The sequence below is a fragment of the Paenibacillus sp. MB22_1 genome, assembly GCF_047200555.1.
GTDB lineage: Bacteria > Bacillota > Bacilli > Paenibacillales > Paenibacillaceae > Fontibacillus > Fontibacillus phoenicis.
Window position 1 is genome coordinate 1,198,917 of the sequence record NZ_JBLADV010000002.1, and the last position, 20,463, is coordinate 1,219,379.

Below are 20,463 nucleotides of genomic sequence, written 5' to 3' on the forward strand. Positions count from 1 at the left end.
ATTCTTCACATCGGTAAAGCTTACCGTATCGCGCCTAGGACTTTGCCTTCGGGCATACGGCTTGCAAACGCCGCCAGGATGTCCTTGTCGTCGGATTTGTCGGTCAAGGTGATCTTGAAGCTGATATCCTCGGGTTTCAGGTTGTTTGCGGCAAGCAAGTCCATCAGCCCCGAAATCAGACCTAATCGCCGCCAGCTTTGTTATCGTTGGCCATCGATCCGTATCAAGGAACAACTTGTAAAGGGCATTCCACCACAAACCGTGGTATAATAGCCTCTGGCATAAACGATAGGAATGAAAGTTCCTCGTTTGATGCGGGTGGGAGAGGGATATTTTGAAAGTGTGATTTCATCATGAAAGGAGTTTTTAAGCTTAAGCAACACCAAACGAACGTGAGAAGAGAGCTTGTCGCTGGATTGACCTCGTTCTTCTCTATCGTGTACATTATCGCCGTCAACGCCAACATCCTGAAGGATGCAGGAATTCCGCTGGAGGCCGGGATTATGGCCACCGTGCTGTCTTCGCTTGTCGGCTGTTTGCTGGTCGCGTTCGTTGCGAACGCACCGTTAATTCTCGTCCCCGGCATGGGGATCAACGCCTTGTTTACTTATACGATTGTAGGTTCGATGGGACTCAGCTACCAAGAAGCCTTGGGCGCAACGGTGCTTGCGGGCATCCTGTTCGTCGTGGTTGCCTTTACGGGCTTGTCTTCCCTGATCTCCAGGGCCATTCCGGCTTCCCTGAAGGAATCGATTTCCGTGGGAATCGGACTGTTCATTGCCTTCATCGGCTTGCAGAAGAGCGGCATTGTCACCGGCAACACCAGTCACTTTGTGGCGCTCGGCGACTTATCGGCGCCGCTGGTTCTAGCTTCGATCATCAACCTGATCGTTACGCTGTTCCTGTTCTTGAAGAAGGTTCCGGGGAATTTTCTGATCAGCATTATTTTAGGGACACTGGTGGCTTGGTTGTTCGGAATCGTTGACTTGGGATCGTTCGCATCCGCATCGCTGTCGTTTCAAAGCTACAGTGACGTCTGGATGAGCGCGGACCTCCGCCATATCGCCAGCGTACCGTTCTTGACGGCTTGTTTCTCACTGGTGCTGGTGCTGGTCTTCGAAAATATCGGGCTTGTCCACTCGCAAGTGGATGGCATGCTGAATGCTCCGGAGAAGAACGGGAAATCGATGAAAGCCGTATCGATTTCCGCAATGGCTTGCGGCCTCTTGGGCACTAGCCCAACGGTTTCGACGGTCGAGACAGCTGCCGGCATTACCGCAGGCGGAAGAACCGGGTTAACTTCGGTGACGACCGGTCTGTTGTTCCTGGGCGCACTGTTCTTTATGCCCTTGATCAAAATGATCCCGGACGCCGCAATCGCCCCGATCTTGATCATCATCGGCGGACTGATGCTGACGAATATTACGAAGATCGATTTCAGCGATTTTTCCGAGGCGTTCCCTGCGTTTCTTGTGATTCTGATGATCCCTTTAACGTATAGCATTGTTGACGGCATTGCTTTTGGCTTTATCGCTTATCCGCTGCTCAAGATGTTTTCGAAGAAGCGGGAACAGCTGTCGATCTCCATGTTCGTCATCTCGTTCCTGTTCCTGGCTAACTTCCTGCTGCAGTCGGTTTTATAAAATAATCATTCATGAAAAAAAGTCGATCAGGATATACTCCTGACCGACTTTTTCTATTTATGTTATGGCCTCATCGGCTCATTAATCATGTTCCCGCAAAACGGGCGAACGCCGCGATACAATCCAGCGTACCTTTCGGGGAAGCAAAAGCTGCAAAATCGCGGTTATACAAGCGGAACGGTTCGCTGACCAGATCGGTTCGGCCTCCAGCTGCTATATTGTCAACAATTAAATTGCAAAAAATATATATTCTTTTTGAATCATCTGCTATGATGAAGGTAAACCCTATAAATAAAGCCAATCGAGGTGCATCGTCTTGGAAACGAATGAGCAAAACTTGAAATTGGGGGAACATCTTTGTTTTTCGCTATACGCTTGCTCCCGGGCCATCCTTCGGATGTACCGCCCTTATTTAGATGAGCTGGAACTGACCTATCCGCAGTATCTGGTCTTGGTCACCTTATGGGAGAAGGAGAAGAGCACTATTAAAGAGCTCGGAGAAGCTTTGGATCTAGACACCGGCACCTTAACGCCTTTACTCAAGCGGATGGAAGCTGCCGGACTCATTGAACGACAACGCGATTCCATAGACGAGCGCGTGGTAAATGTGCTGATCACGCCGAAGGGGAAGGCGCTGCAAGCGAAAGCGGCCTGCGTTCCGCAGTCACTGATTGACGCCACAGATATGAATCTCGAGGAGATCAACCAGCTCAATGACAGCATCAATCTGCTGCTGCAGCAAGTGAATGCCGCCGCTAGAAAATAAAAGGTCAAACTAGAGATTGAATATGGATATAACATTTCGTGGAGGGCTTGTCTGATTTGTTCCAGGCGCTGCAACCGTCCTCGTTCTCGTCTACGGAGGAACAATTTCAGGACTTCGTTAGCCCGGAAGAATATGATTGGGATCAGGTGCAGGTGACATTAGATCCGGCGCAAACAAAGCAATTTCTGACCCTGTACCAAAGCTTGTTGTCCGATTTCGATGACACGTCTGTACACGACAATCTCACGTTTCCCAAGCTTACCTTCGCCGGCGAAGCGGACCGAATCGTGTATGGCGAGAACTTTGGCAGTGTGACCGTTGATATCGCAGGGGCTTTACGTAAGAATGAACAAACCTTGCGCCAGCTCGGCTGGGATGTGGCCATTTTACCGGGGAACGCGATGGACCATACGAAAGCCATGCAGCCTGAGACCGTACTTCCCTTGATTAAGCCCTGGCTGGCTACTAACTTGTTGAAATAAACAAAGGTTGCCGCCCTCAATGCCCCTTCTCACGCCTCTTTCCCACCATTATCCCTTTCGTTCAGTGCTTGCTTGCATGACCTGATGCAACGGGATAATCCTCAAGGGAGGGCGCAAAAAATAAAGAGCTAACCGCAGATTGACCACGGCTTAGCTCTTTTCTAATCACCTAGATGAAATTATGATACTGAAGCTTCTTGCTTGGTTCCCGACAATCCAAGGGCCAGCGCAGTTGATTGTTGTAGAGTACGGAAGAGTTCCGGGTTCTCCGACAGCGACAAGCCGTACGAAGGAATCATCTCTTTGATCTTCGGCTTCCAAGCTTCGAGGTGCTGCGGGAAGCATTTCTCAATAACCTCCAGCATGACGTGCACCGCAGTCGAAGCTCCCGGGGAAGCGCCAAGCAAGGCGGCAATCGAGCCATCCGCAGCGCTGACAACCTCGGTGCCGAATTGCAACGTGCCTTTTCCGCCTTCCACCGTATCCTTGATGACCTGCACCCGCTGACCGGCGACGATCAGATCCCAATCCTCGCTCTTGGCCCCTGGGACAAAATCCCGCAGTTCCTCCATCCGTTGTTCCTTCGACAACATAAGCTGCCCAATCAGGTATTTGGTTAACGCGATCTCTTTGACCCCCGCCGCCAGCATCGTCAGAAGGTTATGCGGCTTAACAGAGGTGATCAGATCAAACATGGATCCAGTCTTGAGGAACTTCGGCGAAAAACCGGCAAACGGTCCGAACAACAGCGATTTCTTGTTGTCGATGAACCGGGTGTCCAGATGGGGAACGGACATCGGCGGTGCTCCCACCGAAGCTTTGCCGTAAACTTTGGCATGATGCTGTTCCACCACTTCCGGATTGTTGCACACCATAAACAATCCGCTGACCGGGAAGCCTCCAATCCGCTTGCCTTCCGGGATGCCGGATTTTTGCAGCAAATGCAAGCTCCCGCCGCCGGCACCGATGAAGACGAATTTGGCGGTATGGCGCTCGATAGCCCCGCTGTTCAAGTCTTTTACCTTCAATTCCCACAATCCGTCCGGCGTCCGTTTCAGCTTCTTCACGCTGTGCTTGTAGCGGATGTCCACGCCTTTATCTTTCAAATGATTCAGCAACATCCGCGTCAAGGCGCCGAAGTTGACGTCCGTACCCGAATCGATCTTCGTCGCCGCAATCGGCTCGTCAGTCTTCCGATCCTTCATCATCAGAGGAACCCATTCTCTGAGTTTCCCCGGGTCCTGGGTGAACTCCATCCCTTGGAACAGCGGATGGGCAGACATCGCTTCATAACGTCTTCTCAGAAATTTGACGTTCTGCTCCCCGCGCACATAGCTCATATGAGGCAGCGGCATAATGAAATCCTGCGGATTTCGGATCAGTTGGCGCTGAACCAGATAAGCCCAGAACTGTCTGGATACCTGGAACTGTTCATTCACCTTAATTGCTTTGCTAATATCAACGGTTCCGTCCGACCGCTCGGTGGTATAATTCAATTCGCACAGAGCCGCATGACCGGTTCCCGCATTATTCCACTCGTTTGAGCTTTCCTCCCCTGCCCGCGCAAGTTGTTCAAACACCGTGATGTTCCAGTCCGGCGCCAATTCCTTCAGCAGGGTCCCCAACGTCGCACTCATAATTCCGGCACCAATCAAAATAACATCTGTACTTGTTTGTCCGTGATTCATGTTTACCGTCCCTTATGACCTTATTTTGCTGAAAGGATGTAAGCGCTCTCGATTTGTCCTCACTTCAAACTTCGAGACGAGCTGGCCCACACCTTTTCCGTAATTATTGATCTAATTCAAGTGTAACAACAATAGTGAGGGATTGAAATATTTATTTCTTAGATATTAATAATTGATTTTTTTAAGCCATCCAAAAAGAACTTATCGGTTAAATCCTCCAATTTTATTCTTTTTCGATATATACACCTCATTTATTAATAAATATTTATTGATTATCAATAAAAAACATGCTAAATTAACCTCACACTAATCCTACGCGAGGTGCTGTTGTGATATGAAACGTGAACAAGGCTCTACCCTGTTCTTAAGGGGCGTCGTATTCCTGATGGGCATCGCGATCCTTGCCGTCTGCGTCTTCGGGGTCCCTGAGGTTGCCAAAGAAATGGTGGAATATTATCCGCCATACATCTATCTGACCCTGCTTATTCCGATGTATGCTTCGGCCATTCCGTTCTTCTTTGCGCTTTACCAGACGCTGAAGCTGCTAAGCTATATCGATAAAAATACGGCTTTCTCCGAAGCCTCGGTGAAGGCTTTAAAGAGCATTCGAAACTGCGCGATCGCCATCTGTATCTTGTATGCGGTCATTTTGCCGATTCTGTTGATTATTGCGGAGAAGGATGACGCACCGGGACTCGCCGCGATCGGACTGGTCATCTGTTTCGCTTCGCTCGTCATCGCCGTCTTTGCCGCCGTGCTTCAAAGGCTCTTAAGAAATGCCATCGACATCAAATCGGAAAACGATTTAACGATCTGAGGTGAGGAATCCATGGCCGTAATTATCAATCTTGATGTCATGCTGGCAAAACGGAAAATGAGCGTCACGGAGCTTTCGGAGAAAGTGGGCATTACGATGGCGAATCTGTCGATTCTGAAAAACGGGAAGGCCAAGGCCATTCGGTTCTCCACGCTGGAGGCGATATGCAAGGCGCTGGATTGCCAGCCCGGAGATATTTTGGAGTATCGAGATGATGAAGAGTAGCTCAAATTCGATACAAAATAAAAGGGTGTCCTCTATGGGCGTACAATTGGGATATGCTCTGCAACAGTTGGTTCGCTTTGGTTGGCAACAAGCGTTGTCCTGCGTTTTTCCCGTCGTCATCTTCGCTTCGCTGGCTTTCACGCAGTGGTTTCCTCTCCCCTGGCTGCCCCGCTATGACTGGCTGCTGATCATCTGCCTCGCCATGCAGGTATGGATGGTTCGTTCTGGACTGGAAACCCGCGACGAATTGAAGGTTATTACCGTATTCCACTTGATCGGCTTGGCGCTGGAGTTGTTTAAGGTGCATATGGGGTCTTGGTCGTATCCCGAGGAGGCTTGGACGAAGGTGAACGGCGTTCCCCTCTACAGCGGGTTTATGTATGCGAGTGTGGCCAGTTATCTGTGCCAGGCCTGGCGGCGCCTGAAGGTGGATCTCGTTCGCTTTCCCCCGCTCTGGCTGGTCGTCCCGCTTGCTGCCTCCATTTACCTGAATTTCTTCACTCATCATTATTGGATCGATGTTCGGTGGTGGCTGTCGGCGCTGGTGCTGATCGTCTTCTGGCGGACTTGGGTCACCTATGAGGTCGGCGGCAAGCCTTACCGGATGCCGTTAACCCTTTCGTTTGTACTGATCGGGTTCTTCATTTGGATCGCGGAGAATGTCGCCACCTTCTTTAGCGCCTGGAGGTATCCAAACCAATCCGACGGCTGGCATCTCGTCCATCTTGGCAAGATCAGCTCTTGGCTGCTGCTGGTCATTATCAGTTTCCTGATTGTGGCGGCATTAAAGCGGGTGAAGGGGCGGAAGACACAATGAAGGGGATGTCCCAAAAGTCATCGTAGATGACGGAGGGACGTCCCCTTTCTTGTTTCTCTTGCTTATATAAGGTTTAAGCGGAGGCCCCGAGCGCCTCCTCCGTTGCGGAAACCGGCTTGACGAGCGCTTTCTTCTCCCAAGCCCGGCTTCTCCAGCGAAGCAGCATGATCAGTCCGCGCAGCCATTCATCCACGGCAAATGCAATCCATATCCCAAGGAGTCCAATCTCCAGGTGAATGCCCAGCAGGTAGGCCAGCGGAACCGAGACGCCCCACATCGAGCATACGCCCATCAGGACGGGGAACCGCGCATCCCCGGCGGCGCGCAGCGAATTGATGATGACCATATTGAAGGTCCGGCCAGGTTCAAGCACGATCGACAGCAGGAAGATGCTAGCTCCGGTTGCGATAATCGCAGGATCTTCGGTGAACAAACCGATGAGGTCATGGCGGAAGATCGAAGCCGCACCAACAATGGCCAAGGTGAGCAGGAAGCTGATCCGTACGCTTTTCATCAGTCGCTTATAGGCGGCCTTCATCTCCCCTGCTCCAACCATTTGACCGACGATAATCTCTGTCCCTGCCCCAATCGACGCGGCCAGTGCCATAAAATAGTTGGAAATGTTCATCACGTAAACATGCGTATTTAGGGCGGTAATGCTAATCATGTTCACGAAACCCATGATCATCAGGTACTGCGATTGCCAAGCCAGATGCTCTCCCGCCGCCGGCAGCCCAACGCTTAGAATCTGCTTCGCATAAGTCCCGTTCCAAGTCACATAGTCCTTCCCGTGAATCGGAGCAGGAACCCGGCGATACAAAATGAAGAACAGAACAATGATGCCGACAAAACGGCTGACGACGGTCGAGATCGCCGCACCGGTCACGCCCATTTCCGGAAAGCCGAGGTTCCCGAAGATCAGCAGATAGTTGCCGGTGACGTGGAGAAGATTCACGCCCAGCGTTACATACATGACGCTTTTGGTATTGCCGCTCGAACGGATGACCGACGATACTGCGTAAGACAGCGCCTCGATCCACATAAAGCCGCCGATGATCTTCAGATAATGGCTGGCGATGCCAATCTGTTCCTCATTCAGGTTGAGCAACCGCAGGAGCGGCTCTCCAAAGCCAACGAGGACCAGGCTGACGAAGATCCCGAAGATCAGGTTCATCGAAATCGCAAGCGCCGAGACGCGGCTCGCTTCTTTCTCTCGCCCAGCACCGATATACTGGGAGACGGCCACACTCGTCCCGATGCCAACAAATCCAAACATCAGAATGCAGAAATAGATAATCTCATTCGCTAAGCCCACCGCCCCGGTAGCCGTATCGGAAATTCGGCTGAGCATAAACACGTCGACGGTGCCAAGCATCATCCGTAACACCGAATCGATAAAGATCGGCCAGGTCACGGCAAATAGGCTAAGTTTCTTCCATGATGGTATACGTTCAGTTAAAGTCACGTTTTTACAAGCTCCTACTAGGTGAATTCTTTGTCGCCTTCCCTAGTGTAGCTCTCATCAACTGATCCGTCTATGGGAAAAATTATGTTTAGACAAGTTGCCCTAAAGAAAAAAGGTACCCCGTCGGGTGCCAGTTTCGTTTCTTAGGATTTGCTTGGACGACCAGTCAAAGACATCCTTCAAAATCAATACGGCCCGTTGACGAGGAGGCAAAGTCTGCAGAAGCGCGATGAAGCAGAGTTGCAGGGTATCCTTGCGGATGAGCGCCTCCTCGGGATTTTCACCAAAATCAGGGGCCAGCCAAATCCAAGTGGAATCGGGCAACGTCTCCCGAGGTTCCACGATGGAGCTCGCCGGATCGGACAGATCGACGGGAAGCACCCGACGTTTCGCTTGCCTCAGTTTATCCAGACAGAGGTTGGAGGCGATCCGATAGATCCATGTCTTCGGCGAGGATTCCTGCCGGAACGAGCTCCAGCTGGAAAAAAGTGAGGAACCTTTAATTATATTCTTTTCCCCCTCCCGAATCCCTTTCAGAGGAAGGTCCCCTTCCACAAATTATTTAAAATTTTCGTTACTTGGTTTCTCCCCCAAAAAAAGAGCACCTCACCCGAAATCTGGTGCCTACTCATCAGATGACCGGATTGTTAGAATGAAAGCGTTCTCCCATGTAAGTAAGTATTTTCCTTGGTGTGCATAGGTTGGGAGGATGAGGATAATAAAGGGAGGGTATTTATGAAACGGACTCACTTTGCAGAAAGGCGGCTCGCTCGAAACGTATTCAGCTTGCTCCTGGCGGTCATCATGGCAGTTGGCGTCAGTTTCGTGCCGACGCCGAAGGCTCAGGCAGCAGGGACAACGATTACTTCGATGAGCTACTTCTCACCGGCAGACGGGCCGGTCATCACCAAGTCGGGGGTCGGACAAGCGAGCTACGGCTTTGTTATGCCTATTTTTAATGGCGGTTCGGCTACCTGGAGCGATGTGGTGCAGGATTTAGGCGTCAAAGTGAAAGTTAATGGCAACTGGGTCGACATCGACAGTGTCAGCAGCTTTGTCTACAACCAGAACTGGGGGCACTGGAGTGACAGCGGCTTTAACGGTTATTGGTTCGTCCTTTCCGCAACCACAGAGATTCAACTGTACTCCAGAGCAAACGGGGTTACGCTTAATTACACTCTCGTCTTTCAAAATATCAACAAAACCACGATCACGGCGATGACACCAACGCAAGGTCCGGTTATTACCGCAGGATTTACGGGCGGGGCTGGCTTCACCTATCCCGTGTTCAATAACGATCCGTCTATTCCTTATGCCGCGGTTGCCGACGATTTGAAGGCGTATGTGAAGCCAGTGAACAGCAGCACCTGGATCGATATCGATAACAATCCGGCCAGCGGCTGGATCTATGACCAGAACTTCGGCCAATTCACCGATGGCGGCGGGGGTTACTGGTTTAACGTCACGGAGTCCATCAACGTGAAATTGGAATCGAAAACTTCGTCAGTGAACCTCGTGTATACGATTATTTTTAATGAACCGGTAAGAAATTCGTATACCCTGACTCCTTATGAGGGAACGACGTTCACTGCAAATGAAAGCGGTGCCATCGGGTTGCCCCTGCCGAAAATCGACGGAGGCGCTCCCATTGCCTCGGAGCTGGAGAATTTCGTTTATCAGATCAACGTCAACGGTCAGTGGGTTGATCTCGCCGATTCCAGCCAAAGCGGATTCGTCTATTCCGCGAATGGTTACAATAACTTATCCAGCGCCAATCAATGGGGCTATTGGGCCGACTACATCTATGGCCTGTGGTTCCAACCGATCCAACAGGATATGCAAATCCGTATCGGATATCCTCTAAATGGGCAAAAGGGCGGTAACGTCGGCAACAACTACGTCACGTATACCTTCATCGGCAATCCTAACGCCCCGCGGCCGGATGAATTCGACCAAGAGGATATTCCGCTCAGCACGCCAAGCAATCCGAACATTGACGGTTTGACGCTCATCTGGCAGGATGAATTTACCGGTTCCCAGCTAGATATGAGCAAGTGGAATTATGAACAAGGATATTACCTCAATGACGATCCGGGCACCTGGGGTTGGGGCAATGCGGAGCTGCAGCATTACACGAACAGCCCGCAAAATATTTTCGTTCAGGATGGAAACCTAAATATCCGGGCGTTAAATGACCCTAAATCCTTCCCGCAGGATCCAAATCGTTATGCGCAATATTCTTCCGGCAAGGTTAACACCAAGGATCACTTCTCGTTGAAATACGGCCGAGTGGATTTCCGCGCGAAGCTGCCTACGGGGAACGGGATTTGGCCGGCGCTGTGGATGCTGCCGCAGGATCAAGCCTACGGCACCTGGGCCGCTTCCGGTGAAATCGACGTCATGGAAGCTCGGGGGCGTCTGCCTGGTATCTCCTCCGGCGCCATTCACTTCGGCGGACAATGGCCGGCCAATACGCATCTTTCCGGCGAATACCACTTCCCATCCGGGCAAACCATCGCCAATGACTTCCATGTCTACTCCGTCGTTTGGGAAGAGGACAACATCAAATGGTATGTAGACGGCAAGTTCTTCTTCAAAGCGACCCGGGATCAATGGTATTCCACGGCAGCACCAAACAACCCGAACGCACCTTTCGATCAGCCGTTCTATCTCATCATGAACCTGGCCATCGGCGGGAACTTCGACGGCGGCATCGCCCCAGGACCTGGCGATATCCCGGCAACGATGCAAGTCGATTATGTGCGCGTCTATAAGGACAACGGCAATGGCGGCGGCGGTCAGAATCCCGGAAACCCGGGAGATCCGGGCACGCCCTCCACGATTGTGATCGGCGATCAAGTGAAGGGGCTGAAGAAAACCGGCGATAACCTGTTGTTCTACGTCAACGGCGCGACTTTTGCGGATCTGCATTATAAGATCAATAACGGTGTGCAACTCAATGTCGCCATGACCCCGGTGGGGAACGGCAACTATACCTATGCGGTTAACAACCTGAGCCAAGGGGATGTGGTGGAGTATTTCTTCACCTATAACCCCGGGCAAGGGGCGCTGGATACCCCGTGGCAAACCTACATTCATGGGGTTACACAAGGAACGCCGGAATAAACCGGTGAGACTGCTCAATAGCCAATCATCAATACTAGGGCTCCCTATCGGGGGCCCTGGTTCTCTTTTTGCATGCGTACGAAGTTCGTCGAATACAATAAATGGGATTTGGGGGATTATCTAAACAGTGAGCCGCCTTATATTTCGAGCCGCTTACGCTTTGATGTCACGCCCAAGGGGCAATTTCTGGGTCTACCTGTCAATGGCAGAAGTGTGTTGTTCTATGAAAATGTCATTTACAAGTACGAAGACGGGAAAATCAAGCAGGTGTGGTCCGTCATCGACAAAGCGGCGATTGAAGCTCAAATTTTTGATCCCGCTCCCTTGTCGCGGAAGATGAAAAAGGCCGCTCACGTTGAACGGCCTTCCTTTCAGCTTTTTTTAATACTCGCCCTTAATCACGAAGAACGAGCCCCGGATCGTACCAGCCAATTTCGACTTCTGTCGGGCAAACTTAAACTTCTTCTCCTCCAGTTCCTTAGGGACCTCCATCCCTTCAGACAGCTTAAATCCCACGGCCCGCTTCTTCGGATCGTCCAAGGTGTACATGACGTTAACCCCTAAGCCATCCTCATAGAAGACGAACGCCCACCGGATGTTTTCCACTTGAAAAAACGACGTTTCTAACGGCTTCGCCGAGAACTCGATCCCCCGTTCTTCTTTTAATATCCGGTTCACATAATCCAGGGTTTCCTGGCTTTCGCTGGCCGGTTCAACCGTAAACACATGCTTATATTTGTTCATAAAATAACGCGCCTCATTGGCTCGCAGCCCGGCTAACGCCTCTGCTACAGGAGAGGATTCTAAACCGATGGTGGATACATTTTTGAAATCAACGACATAGGACATGCTTAACCCTCCTCTTCTTCTCTATTTCCTTACGACGGGGATCCACATTTCTCCCACGACGCGACCATTCTCTTGCTCCATCAATACCGAGGCGTTTGGCCCACCAACATAAGCGACATGATTCAATTCCGGCAGGACTTGGCCAAAAGCGATCCCCGCCAGCTGATTACTGAATTCATCCGCCGTTGTGCCTTCCCCTTTGACAATCAGGTACTCCCCCTTCGGGAATTGAATGACCCGAGAGTCTTCCGAGTCCGGCAGCGTTTCGCGGCTCAATACGCCGACGTAATACATCATTTTGTTATTGACCGCTTCATTTACGGCAAAGACGTAGTCGTTCTCCGCGATCGCTTTAAGCTGATCGAGTCGGCCGTCCTCGGTGACGGCTTGCCAGAAGCTCGACTTTTCCTTGTTGATGCCGGCGAAATCCGTGTAATGACTTTTTAATTCCGTACCCAGCCCAAATACCGTAAAGCTATCCTTCTCTTCCAAAACATAATTTGCCATGTTTCAAAACCTACTCTCATTTAAAATTTGTTTTCTGTTCTTGATGGGTTTATCATAACTTTAAATCATGTCAAAAAATGAACCTGTTTAGGAGCCCCGATGAAAAAAGTTGAACGGATTAATACCATCATGCGCTATATCAACAACCGGTCCCACTTTACTATCACGGAAATTATGCAGGAATTTAACATCTCCCGCTCGACGGCAATCCGAGACATCCGCGAAATCGAAGCTTTGGGAATGCCGCTCGTTGCTGAGGTTGGACGGGACGGCGGCTATTCGGTGATGCACAACTCGATCCTGCCCGCCGTGCGGTTTACGGATAACGAGGTCAAAGCGCTGTTCATCGCCTTCATGGCCACAAGAAACGCCCAGCTTCCGTATCTCAAGAGCCGCCAGTCCTTGGCTGAAAAATTGCTGGGGCTGATCTCGAAAAACCAGCAGGACGATCTCCTGCTCCTGGATGAAATTCTGCTCTTTGAAGGGACCAACCCGCATAATCCCGACCTGCTGGAGCTTTCGGATCTCCCTCACCCAATGCTGGAGAAGCTGATCCGACACCTGCTTCTCGACAGCTATTTATGGATTACCCTTGAAGAAGGGGAGGGAATCAACTCGTATCCTATTTTTCTCTTACACCTTTATCATGAGAAAAGTCTGTGGTGGATGGAAGTCTTTGATTTACAGGAAGAGAAGAGGAGAATGTTCTCCGTTGACCAACTCACCCAAGTCGAGCTCTACTCCCCTAAGAAGCGAATGAGCCGGAAGAAGATTTTGGAGCTCCTTGGCAAGCAAGAGGAAGCATACAACCTGATCCTTGAACTCGGCCCCCGTGCCATTGCCCAATACAAAAAATATCATCCCTTAAAAGCATTCATTTCCTATACCAATCCGTATCAAACCACCGCCATGATGAAGATGGTTGTCCAAGCCAACGAACCCGAGGAGCTAACTGAGACGATCAACTGGCTGCTGTTCCTGGGGGAAGACCTGGAATTCAGAAAAGTGCCGGAAGAAGTCATGGAAGGATTGCGTCAGAGAGGTAAGGAGATGGAGCAGTTGTTCTTCTAAAAGCGCTCAAAGCAATCGTAATTGCGCTGACGATAGAACTCGGGAGCGCCCTTGGCGTCGCGATCGTGGGTACCGTATTAACCGAATCCTTTACCCGGCATCTACCGGCAAATCTTCAGCAAGATTCAGTCCCTCACACGGTCGCGGATGCCATTACCGCGGCCCCTGATCAACAAGCCGCCATCATCAACGCCTTTGTCTCGGGAGCCCAATCCGCGCTGCATGTCGCAAGCGTCGTTACGCTCCTCGTCGGCATCCTCGTTGTCGCAGCAACCTTTCGAGCTAGTCGGCGACTGCTCGATCAGAGCCTGAACGCTGCAAGTTCAACAACCGCTCCCAACAGATAGAACACGCTGTCCCGAGGGCAGCTCGAAAACGAGTCGCCGTCCAAATCCGAGTAGGGATTGGGGACGGCGATATTTTTTAGGTGGCTGTGAGAAACCCATTGTATAGTTAAGCCCAGCTTCCTTATGCTATACTATATTTTCCGTATCCAGTTGAAAATGGGTGATACGGGGTATTCTTATAGTGATTGCCGCTTAGGGAGGATATGACAGCATGACGGATTTAACCAAACAACAAGTGGTGGAGAGCGTTCCGCAACGAGGATTTTTTGGACATCCCAAGGGATTGTTCACTCTGTTCTTCACGGAGTTTTGGGAGCGGTTCTCCTATTATGGAATGAAAGCCATTCTGACCTACTACATGTATTACGAATTGAGTCGAGGCGGACTTGGCATGGAGGAGAGCGTGGCTCTCGCCATTATGTCCATTTACGGCTCCCTGGTGTACATGTCCGGCATTATTGGCGGTTGGTTCGCGGATCGGATCTTCGGTGAGTCGAAAGCGGTATTTTACGGCGGCATCCTCATTATGTTGGGGCACATCGCCTTGGCGATCCCGGAAAGCGTCCCCTTATTTTTTGTGTCCATGGTGCTCATCGTCTTGGGGACAGGCTTGCTGAAGCCCAACGTATCGAGTGTGGTCGGCGAGCTTTACAGCGAGCATGACCAGCGCCGGGATGCAGGCTTTAGCATCTTCTATATGGGGATCAACCTGGGGGCGTTTATCGCTCCGCTGATCGTAGGTACCGTCGGCCTGGATTACAATTTCCACCTGGGCTTCGGCATTGCCGCCGTGGGGATGTTCCTTGGACTTGCTATTTTTGTCTTAACTCGAAAAAGAAATCTCGGCCTCGCCGGCACGATCGTTCCTAGCCCGCTTTCACCGGCGGAACGCAGGAAAGTGTTCCTGCAAATCGGCCTCGGCGTATTGCTTCTTGCGGTGATCGTCGCCATTACCATCCCGCCCGGTTGGTTAACCTTCGATTCGTTTATCGTGATCGTCGGCATCCTGGGGCTCTTGGTCCCCACTGCCTATTTTGTGGCCATGTACCGCAGTCCACGAACGAGCAAGGTGGAGCGCTCCAGACTGATCGCGTATATTCCGCTGTTTATTGCGGCAATCATGTTCTGGGCGATTCAAGAACAAGGGTCTACCATCCTGGCGAACTATGCAGATAAGCGGACGCAATTGGATTATGCCGGATTTCATATTTCGCCGGCTTGGTTCCAATCGTTAAACCCTTTATTTATTATTACCCTGGCCCCTGTCTTTGCCTGGTTCTGGCTCAAGCTGGGCAAGCGGCAGCCTTCGATTCCAAAGAAATTCGCTTTGGGCTTGTTGTTCGCCGGCTTATCATTCCTGGTGATCCTTTTGCCGGCTTACTTTGGCGGCGAGAATTCCTTGGTGAATCCGCTATGGCTCGTGCTGAGTTATTTCATCGTTGTGCTGGGAGAGTTGTGCTTGTCTCCGGTAGGGCTGTCGGCGACGACCAAATTGGCGCCTTCCGCCTTCTCCGCCCAGACCATGAGCTTATGGTTCTTGTCCAGTGCGGCAGCCCAATCAATCAATGCGCAAGTGGTTAAATTCTATTCGCCTGCCACAGAAATGGCGTACTTTGGGGTCATTGGAGGAGCGGCCATTGTCCTCGGCATCCTGCTCTTCGCTTTCTCCTCGAAAATTCAGGGGTTTATGAAAGGAATCCATTAAAAATAAACCACGCAAAATTACAAAAACGGCGATTCTCCAAGAACGGAGGATCGCCGTTTGCGTGCATTGACCTACCCCAATCCCTTCACGCTCGTCCGCATGTTCAAAAACATAATGAGGGCGAAAAGACATAAATCCGATCACTTGCTCTCGATCCAGTACCAGCAAAAACGCTTGTTCCTTTAACCTTTCAAAGTATCACTTCAGTAAAGTGGTTGCCGCTGCGCCAGCGGTCAGATCGGACTGGTAGGTATGCTCACGAGCGGATAAGGGCGGGATAAATTCATGATCGTAACGGCACAGCAAGTCCCATACCCCTTCCAGGAGAGCGGGGTCCGTCAGCAAAGTGGGTTCACTCCTCTAGAGTTCCTAAGATGTATTTATCTATTATACTTTATCCTTTGAAACCTTTGGCGATTAAACATCGTTTGAATTTCATCCTCCGCGGCTGCAGACCATCTGTAACAACAAATAGAGCTATCCCTAGAGGGATAGCCCTTGACCTTCATTATAACATTCTGGAGGCGGACACGCTGGAATGCGCCGGATGCGACTTCAACGCCTCAGCCGTTTCAAAGGAATGGATGCAATCCAGAGCAAGCAGCTTATCGAATACCCGAAGCAGATCCTTTGAGCGCGGCTTATGCAGCTTGATTCGCAGCGTTCGTACGCCTTCATCTTCTTGATCATCGTTAGGAGCGTCTAAGGACATATGCACAATGAGCAGTCCCTCCTGCTCGAACAATTCCGCAACCTTAGCGACGCCGCCCTCCTTATTCAGGATCCGAACGGTCACTTCATTTCGGCTGCGTTTGTTATGGAAGCTCTTCTCAAACTTATTGAGCAGCACCAGAATAATAATGACCAGTACTGTCACAAGCACCGCTCCAAAAAAGAAGCCCGCCCCTACACATAAGCCAATCGCTGCCACAACCCAAATGGAGGCCGCCGTCGTTAACCCTGAAATACTGGAGCCGTTGCGAATGATGGCCCCCGCGCCCAGGAAGCCGATGCCGGATACCACTTGAGCAGCCAGCCGCGCCGGGTCCATCCGAACGTTATATTCGTTGGAAAAGTCACCAAACCCATAAATGGACAGCAGCATAATCATCGTTGACCCTACGCAGACCAGAATATGCGTACGGAAACCGGCTGCATGGTTATGCCATTCCCGTTCTAACCCAATCAAGCCGCCTAACAGAAGCGAAATCACGATTCGCAGCGATAAGTCCACATAGGAAATGTTCCACAAACCCGCGTCAATCAGCTTCATCGCAAAGACATCCCCTTATCTACTCGTCATGGTCACTACAACGGTGACACCTCGGCGATCACGGGATAATGATCCGAAGGATATCGTCCTTCATATAGCTCTCGATCGACCCTAACGTTCTGGATCTGCAAGTCAGGGGATACGAAGATATAATCAATCGGCTCTCCGGATTCGCCACCTAAAAAGTGATGAACCGTCGCCCCCACTTCCTTCTTCTCTTGCTGCAGAACGGAATAAGCATTTCGATATCCCTCCTGCTCCAATCCCGTAATGACAGCGTTTGCCGGTTCAACGTTAAAATCGCCCGTTAACACGACCGGAAGACCCGTCTGCGTACGAAATTCCTTCATTCGCTCTCGAATTAATTCCATACCTTTCTGTTGAGCTTCTTCACTAATATGGTCTAAATGCGTATTAAACGCAGCAAATTCAGCGCCCGTCTGCGACTTAAACGTCACCCAAGTGCACATGCGCGGGTGGGAAGTGCTCCAGCTTCTCGCACCTAACTCCTCCGGGGTTTCCGATAAACTGAAATGCCCCGCCTTTCCTACAGTCCAATTCTTCTTTTTATACAGAATGGCAGCATATTCGCCTTTGTTCCCGCCTTCCCGGCCTTCTCCAATCCAAGCATATTCCGGAAGTAACGGCTCCAAGTCCGTAAGCATGTCATGTAGACCCTCTTGAATGCCAATGATGTCCGCATCATGGCGTTTAATCACTTCAGCCACCGCCTTCGTACGATACGGCCATGCATTCTCCCCGTCTGACGCCACATTCAGTCTTAAGTTAAAAGTCATAATTTTCGCAAACATTGATTTCCTCCACTTCTGGGAACATCCACGCCAGATTCTAGTGATGCTTATTTATCTTTATTACCTCTACCGTAAACAAAGTACATCGTAATTCCAGACATGATCATCAACACGACAGAATAAACCAGTGACATCGCACGCGCCGCAACCCCTGCTTCTGCGTCCGTACTGCTCTTGATCACAATTCCCAGTGTCTGATACACGGGGTGATATAAGAAAACGGTCAAATCGTAGTCGTCCAATATTTTAATAAAGTTTAACGCAAAGACAGCGAGGGTGGACGGCAAGATGATCGGCAGCAGCACCTTTCTGAAGGTATAAAACGATTTGGCCCCCAGGTTCTTGGAAGCATCCTCTAAGTTGCTGTCCAAACTAAAGAAAGAGGCTTTGACCATTCGCATCGTAAACGGGATGTGGATGATGACATAACCAATCAATAGCATCCAAAGCGTACCGGTAAGTACCGTGTTCCCCGTCACTAAGCGCGGCACATTATAAGTGACCACCAAGCCAATGGCAATCAGCGTGGACGGCAGAACCCATGGAATCAGCAAGGAGTATTCCAGCGCTGCTGCCAGCTTGCTATTCTTGTGTTTGTGCAGGATTCTGGATGCAAATAATGCAAGGGCCACCACTACTACTGACGCTGCCGCAGCATACAAAATACTTACCAAGTAAGGCTTAAACGCGCTCATCGTGGTAAACAATCTGCCGTAATTCTCCAGCGTAAAGCTATCGAAATGAATCGTCGATGTAGCAATGCTTTGGGAATCGGTAAATGAGAAGATGACAATTAAGGTTACCGGAATTAAGTAAATCACAAATAACACATACCCGATCAAGTGAGTGATGAAGTTACCGAACTTATGATTAATCTTTTGTTTGACCAATACGGATTTGACTTTAGACACGGACATATAATTGCCTTGTTTCTCAAACCGGATCATGATCGATAGCAAGATAATCGTTGCTAGGCCTAGAACAAGGGCCAGTAATGCGGCCAGATCCTTAGACGTTGAACTCTTCGAGAACGTCAAGATCATAGGCGTAATCGTCTGGAATTCCGTACCGCCGAGAATAAGCGGAGCCGACATCGCCCCAAGTCCTGTAAGGAAGGTGAGGATCGTCAGAGCAAAGATCGTTGGCTTTAATACGGGCAGCACAACCCGCCGCAAAATATAAAAGGTAGACGCCCCCATGCCTCTAGCGGCTTCAATGGTTTGAAAATCCACCTTGCGGATGGCGTTCCCCAAAAACAAGATGTGATTCGAGGTACAGGCGAACGTCATTACAAAGAGAACAGCCCAGTACCCATGAAACCAGCCTGTGTTAAAAGCCGGAAAGAGAGCGGATAACACTTTCGTGATAAATCCATTTTCGCCATAAGCAAACTTGTAACTCGATGCTACAACAACCCCGTGGTACAACAAGGTGGTAAAGAAACCTAGCTTTAAAATTTTCGCTCCCTTAATCTGAAAATACTCCGTTAGCAGGACTAACGTAATCCCAACAACATTCACCGTAATCACTAGGGAGATCGCTAATATAAAACTGTTGGATAAGCTGGACATTGCACGTTTCGATGACAAGAGCTTGTGAACGGCATCCAGCGAGAAGCTTCCATTTTTGAAGAAGATCTCATAATAAATGTTCAGGTTCGGGTAAATGAGAAAAGCGATAATGAACCAGGCCAGCAGGACATATAATAGAAGCTGTCCATAATGAATGGATCGGAATCTGTGCTTTAACGTTTGTACGCTCAATTCCCTCCCTCCGTCCGATCATATTGCATAATATCCGCAAGTCGAATGTACACTTCGGTTTCCGTTCCGACCTCATGCCCCACATGACCGCTTTCCTTTTCGATCGTCTTTAGCAAACTGCCGCCCGCCATTTCCAGCACATACTTGCTATAGAGTCCGTAAAATTCACGATCCACGACCTTCGCCTTCAGGCGCACAACATCGCTGCCTGACACGGGCGATAGATTCACCTTCTCATTGCGGATATAGGCAACTTTGTTCCGTGGAACGAACTCCTTTAAGGGGCTGTTAGCGATCAATCCCGGATCCAACTTATTAATGTCGCCGATGAAATTACATACAAACTCGGTTTTAGATGAATTGTAGATCTCATAAGGCGTACCCACTTGTTCCAGAATCCCATTATTGAAAACGGCGATCCGGTCGGATAACGTTAACGCTTCCTCCTGATCATGGGTCACATAGATGGTTGTGATGCCAAACTGCTTTTGCAATTCCTTCAATTCATTTCTGAGCTGGACGCGCAGCTTCGCATCCAGATTCGACAACGGCTCATCCAAGGCCAAAATCGACGGCTTTAATACGAGTGCTCTGGCAATCGCTACACGCTGCTGCTGCCCGCCCGACAAATCCGAGACTCGCTTGTGCAACTGTTCTTCCTTTAGGTCGACCTTACGAGCAATGTCTCGGACCTCCTGATCGATTTCGGCCTTTGATGCTTTCTTGACGCGCTTACCAAATGCAATATTTTCGTACACCGTCATCGTTGGAAATAACGCATAGCTTTGGAACACCATACCGATTCCGCGTTTTTCAATAGGAGCATGTGTAATATCTTTGTCGTTTAATAGAATTCTGCCGCCAGATGGGGATATGAAACCTGCTAGACTTCGAAGAATGGTTGTTTTACCACAGCCTGAAGGGCCTAAAAAGGTGAAAAATTCCCCCTCGTTGATTTTCAGATTAAAGTTCTTAATGGCATGGAAATCTCCAAAATGAATTTGTATATCTTGAAATGTGATCATCACGTTCACCTTTTCTATTAGGTTGTTGTAAGAAAGAACTGCATAGCCTAAACTAGCGCTATGCAGTTCCCCATCCATGCTG

The 20,463-nt window shown here is 50.1% G+C and carries 20 protein-coding genes and 3 pseudogenes; 10 read left to right on the forward strand and 13 right to left on the reverse strand.

Annotated elements, in window-relative coordinates; all coding sequences use genetic code 11:
* Nucleotides 1-20 precede the first annotated feature (20 nt).
* On the reverse strand, nucleotides 21-158 hold the full coding sequence (locus ACL02P_RS17430; RefSeq protein WP_198136150.1) for a hypothetical protein: 138 nt from the start codon (nucleotides 156-158) through the stop codon (nucleotides 21-23).
* 195 nt (nucleotides 159-353) lie between these two features.
* On the opposite strand from ACL02P_RS17430, the gene ACL02P_RS17435 reads away from it, so the two are divergent.
* Nucleotides 354-1,643, forward strand: a complete 1,290-nt coding sequence (locus ACL02P_RS17435) for an NCS2 family permease (protein WP_009223428.1) — start codon at nucleotides 354-356, stop codon at nucleotides 1,641-1,643.
* Between the two features lie 100 nt (nucleotides 1,644-1,743).
* Here the strand turns inward: ACL02P_RS17435 and ACL02P_RS17440 are convergent.
* A pseudogene (locus ACL02P_RS17440) lies at nucleotides 1,744-1,857 on the reverse strand (alpha/beta hydrolase); the annotation flags it as partial.
* Between the two features lie 102 nt (nucleotides 1,858-1,959).
* On the opposite strand from ACL02P_RS17440, the gene ACL02P_RS17445 reads away from it, so the two are divergent.
* Both ACL02P_RS17445 and ACL02P_RS17450 read left to right on the forward strand, forming a co-directional pair.
* On the forward strand, nucleotides 1,960-2,409 hold the full coding sequence (locus ACL02P_RS17445) for a MarR family winged helix-turn-helix transcriptional regulator (protein WP_009223426.1): 450 nt from the start codon (nucleotides 1,960-1,962) through the stop codon (nucleotides 2,407-2,409).
* Nucleotides 2,410-2,447: 38 nt separating this feature from the next.
* Nucleotides 2,448-2,891 (forward strand): hypothetical protein, encoded by a 444-nt coding sequence (locus tag ACL02P_RS17450; RefSeq protein ID WP_412837788.1) that lies wholly within the window; start codon nucleotides 2,448-2,450, stop codon nucleotides 2,889-2,891.
* Nucleotides 2,892-3,070: 179 nt separating this feature from the next.
* On the opposite strand, the gene ACL02P_RS17455 is transcribed toward ACL02P_RS17450, so the two are convergent.
* Nucleotides 3,071-4,579, reverse strand: coding sequence for a malate:quinone oxidoreductase (locus tag ACL02P_RS17455; protein ID WP_009223424.1), 1,509 nt, complete (start codon nucleotides 4,577-4,579; stop codon nucleotides 3,071-3,073).
* Between the two features lie 334 nt (nucleotides 4,580-4,913).
* On the opposite strand from ACL02P_RS17455, the gene ACL02P_RS17460 reads away from it, so the two are divergent.
* The 3 genes from ACL02P_RS17460 to ACL02P_RS17470 are packed head-to-tail and all read left to right on the forward strand — an operon-like array spanning nucleotide 4,914 to nucleotide 6,438.
* Nucleotides 4,914-5,396 (forward strand): DUF2975 domain-containing protein, encoded by a 483-nt coding sequence (locus ACL02P_RS17460; RefSeq protein ID WP_009223423.1) that lies wholly within the window; start codon nucleotides 4,914-4,916, stop codon nucleotides 5,394-5,396.
* 12 nt (nucleotides 5,397-5,408) lie between these two features.
* A complete protein-coding gene (locus ACL02P_RS17465) occupies nucleotides 5,409-5,621 on the forward strand; it encodes a helix-turn-helix domain-containing protein (RefSeq protein ID WP_009223422.1) in 213 nt (70 codons plus the stop codon).
* Between the two features lie 34 nt (nucleotides 5,622-5,655).
* Nucleotides 5,656-6,438, forward strand: a complete 783-nt coding sequence (locus ACL02P_RS17470; protein ID WP_412837789.1) for a DUF817 domain-containing protein — start codon at nucleotides 5,656-5,658, stop codon at nucleotides 6,436-6,438.
* Nucleotides 6,439-6,511: 73 nt separating this feature from the next.
* Here the strand turns inward: ACL02P_RS17470 and ACL02P_RS17475 are convergent, their stop codons facing one another.
* From ACL02P_RS17475 to ACL02P_RS17485, 3 genes and pseudogenes are all read right to left on the reverse strand, one after another.
* Complete coding sequence (locus tag ACL02P_RS17475; protein ID WP_260070427.1) at nucleotides 6,512-7,903, reverse strand: MATE family efflux transporter; 1,392 nt, start codon at nucleotides 7,901-7,903, stop codon at nucleotides 6,512-6,514.
* Between the two features lie 102 nt (nucleotides 7,904-8,005).
* Nucleotides 8,006-8,284 (reverse strand): sigma factor-like helix-turn-helix DNA-binding protein, encoded by a 279-nt coding sequence (locus ACL02P_RS17480; protein ID WP_232282230.1) that lies wholly within the window; start codon nucleotides 8,282-8,284, stop codon nucleotides 8,006-8,008.
* A gap of 12 nt (nucleotides 8,285-8,296) precedes the next feature.
* Nucleotides 8,297-8,458, reverse strand: a pseudogene (locus tag ACL02P_RS17485) (sigma factor); the annotation flags it as partial.
* A 180-nt stretch (nucleotides 8,459-8,638) separates the two neighbouring features.
* Between ACL02P_RS17485 and ACL02P_RS17490 the strand changes: the two are divergent.
* Nucleotides 8,639-11,029: a glycoside hydrolase family 16 protein gene (locus ACL02P_RS17490; protein ID WP_412837790.1), complete on the forward strand. Its 2,391-nt coding sequence runs from the start codon at nucleotides 8,639-8,641 to the stop codon at nucleotides 11,027-11,029.
* Nucleotides 11,030-11,101: 72 nt separating this feature from the next.
* Nucleotides 11,102-11,326, forward strand: a pseudogene (locus ACL02P_RS17495) (ester cyclase); the annotation flags it as partial.
* Between the two features lie 84 nt (nucleotides 11,327-11,410).
* Here ACL02P_RS17495 and ACL02P_RS17500 read toward each other — a convergent pair.
* Together ACL02P_RS17500 and ACL02P_RS17505 are read right to left on the reverse strand one after the other, a co-directional pair.
* Complete coding sequence (locus ACL02P_RS17500; RefSeq protein WP_009223412.1) at nucleotides 11,411-11,878, reverse strand: hypothetical protein; 468 nt, start codon at nucleotides 11,876-11,878, stop codon at nucleotides 11,411-11,413.
* Between the two features lie 21 nt (nucleotides 11,879-11,899).
* Nucleotides 11,900-12,385 carry a GyrI-like domain-containing protein gene (locus ACL02P_RS17505; protein ID WP_009223411.1) on the reverse strand — a complete coding sequence of 162 codons (486 nt, stop codon included), beginning with the start codon at nucleotides 12,383-12,385 and terminating at the stop codon, nucleotides 11,900-11,902.
* A 99-nt stretch (nucleotides 12,386-12,484) separates the two neighbouring features.
* Here ACL02P_RS17505 and ACL02P_RS17510 point away from each other — a divergent pair, with 99 nt between their 5' ends.
* Both ACL02P_RS17510 and ACL02P_RS17515 read left to right on the forward strand, forming a co-directional pair.
* Nucleotides 12,485-13,456 (forward strand): helix-turn-helix transcriptional regulator, encoded by a 972-nt coding sequence (locus ACL02P_RS17510; protein WP_009223410.1) that lies wholly within the window; start codon nucleotides 12,485-12,487, stop codon nucleotides 13,454-13,456.
* Nucleotides 13,457-14,014: 558 nt separating this feature from the next.
* The gene (locus tag ACL02P_RS17515) at nucleotides 14,015-15,508 is read left to right on the forward strand and encodes a peptide MFS transporter (RefSeq protein ID WP_412837791.1); all 1,494 of its coding nucleotides are present in this window, start codon (nucleotides 14,015-14,017) and stop codon (nucleotides 15,506-15,508) included.
* Between the two features lie 198 nt (nucleotides 15,509-15,706).
* On the opposite strand, the gene ACL02P_RS17520 is transcribed toward ACL02P_RS17515, so the two are convergent.
* The 5 genes from ACL02P_RS17520 to ACL02P_RS17540 all read right to left on the reverse strand — a co-directional run bounded on the left by ACL02P_RS17520 (nucleotide 15,707) and on the right by ACL02P_RS17540 (nucleotide 20,381).
* Complete coding sequence (locus ACL02P_RS17520; RefSeq protein ID WP_260070432.1) at nucleotides 15,707-15,853, reverse strand: hypothetical protein; 147 nt, start codon at nucleotides 15,851-15,853, stop codon at nucleotides 15,707-15,709.
* Between the two features lie 163 nt (nucleotides 15,854-16,016).
* Nucleotides 16,017-16,781 carry an MgtC/SapB family protein gene (locus tag ACL02P_RS17525; RefSeq protein ID WP_009223408.1) on the reverse strand — a complete coding sequence of 255 codons (765 nt, stop codon included), beginning with the start codon at nucleotides 16,779-16,781 and terminating at the stop codon, nucleotides 16,017-16,019.
* Nucleotides 16,782-16,816: 35 nt separating this feature from the next.
* Entirely contained in the window at nucleotides 16,817-17,593 is a 777-nt protein-coding gene (locus tag ACL02P_RS17530) for an endonuclease/exonuclease/phosphatase family protein (RefSeq protein WP_009223407.1), read from the reverse strand.
* Between the two features lie 47 nt (nucleotides 17,594-17,640).
* Nucleotides 17,641-19,356 carry an ABC transporter permease gene (locus ACL02P_RS17535; RefSeq protein ID WP_009223406.1) on the reverse strand — a complete coding sequence of 572 codons (1,716 nt, stop codon included), beginning with the start codon at nucleotides 19,354-19,356 and terminating at the stop codon, nucleotides 17,641-17,643.
* Complete coding sequence (locus tag ACL02P_RS17540; RefSeq protein WP_036644087.1) at nucleotides 19,353-20,381, reverse strand: ABC transporter ATP-binding protein; 1,029 nt, start codon at nucleotides 20,379-20,381, stop codon at nucleotides 19,353-19,355. Before ACL02P_RS17540 ends, ACL02P_RS17535 begins: the two co-directional genes overlap by 4 nt.
* Between the last annotated feature and the right edge of the window lie 82 nt (nucleotides 20,382-20,463).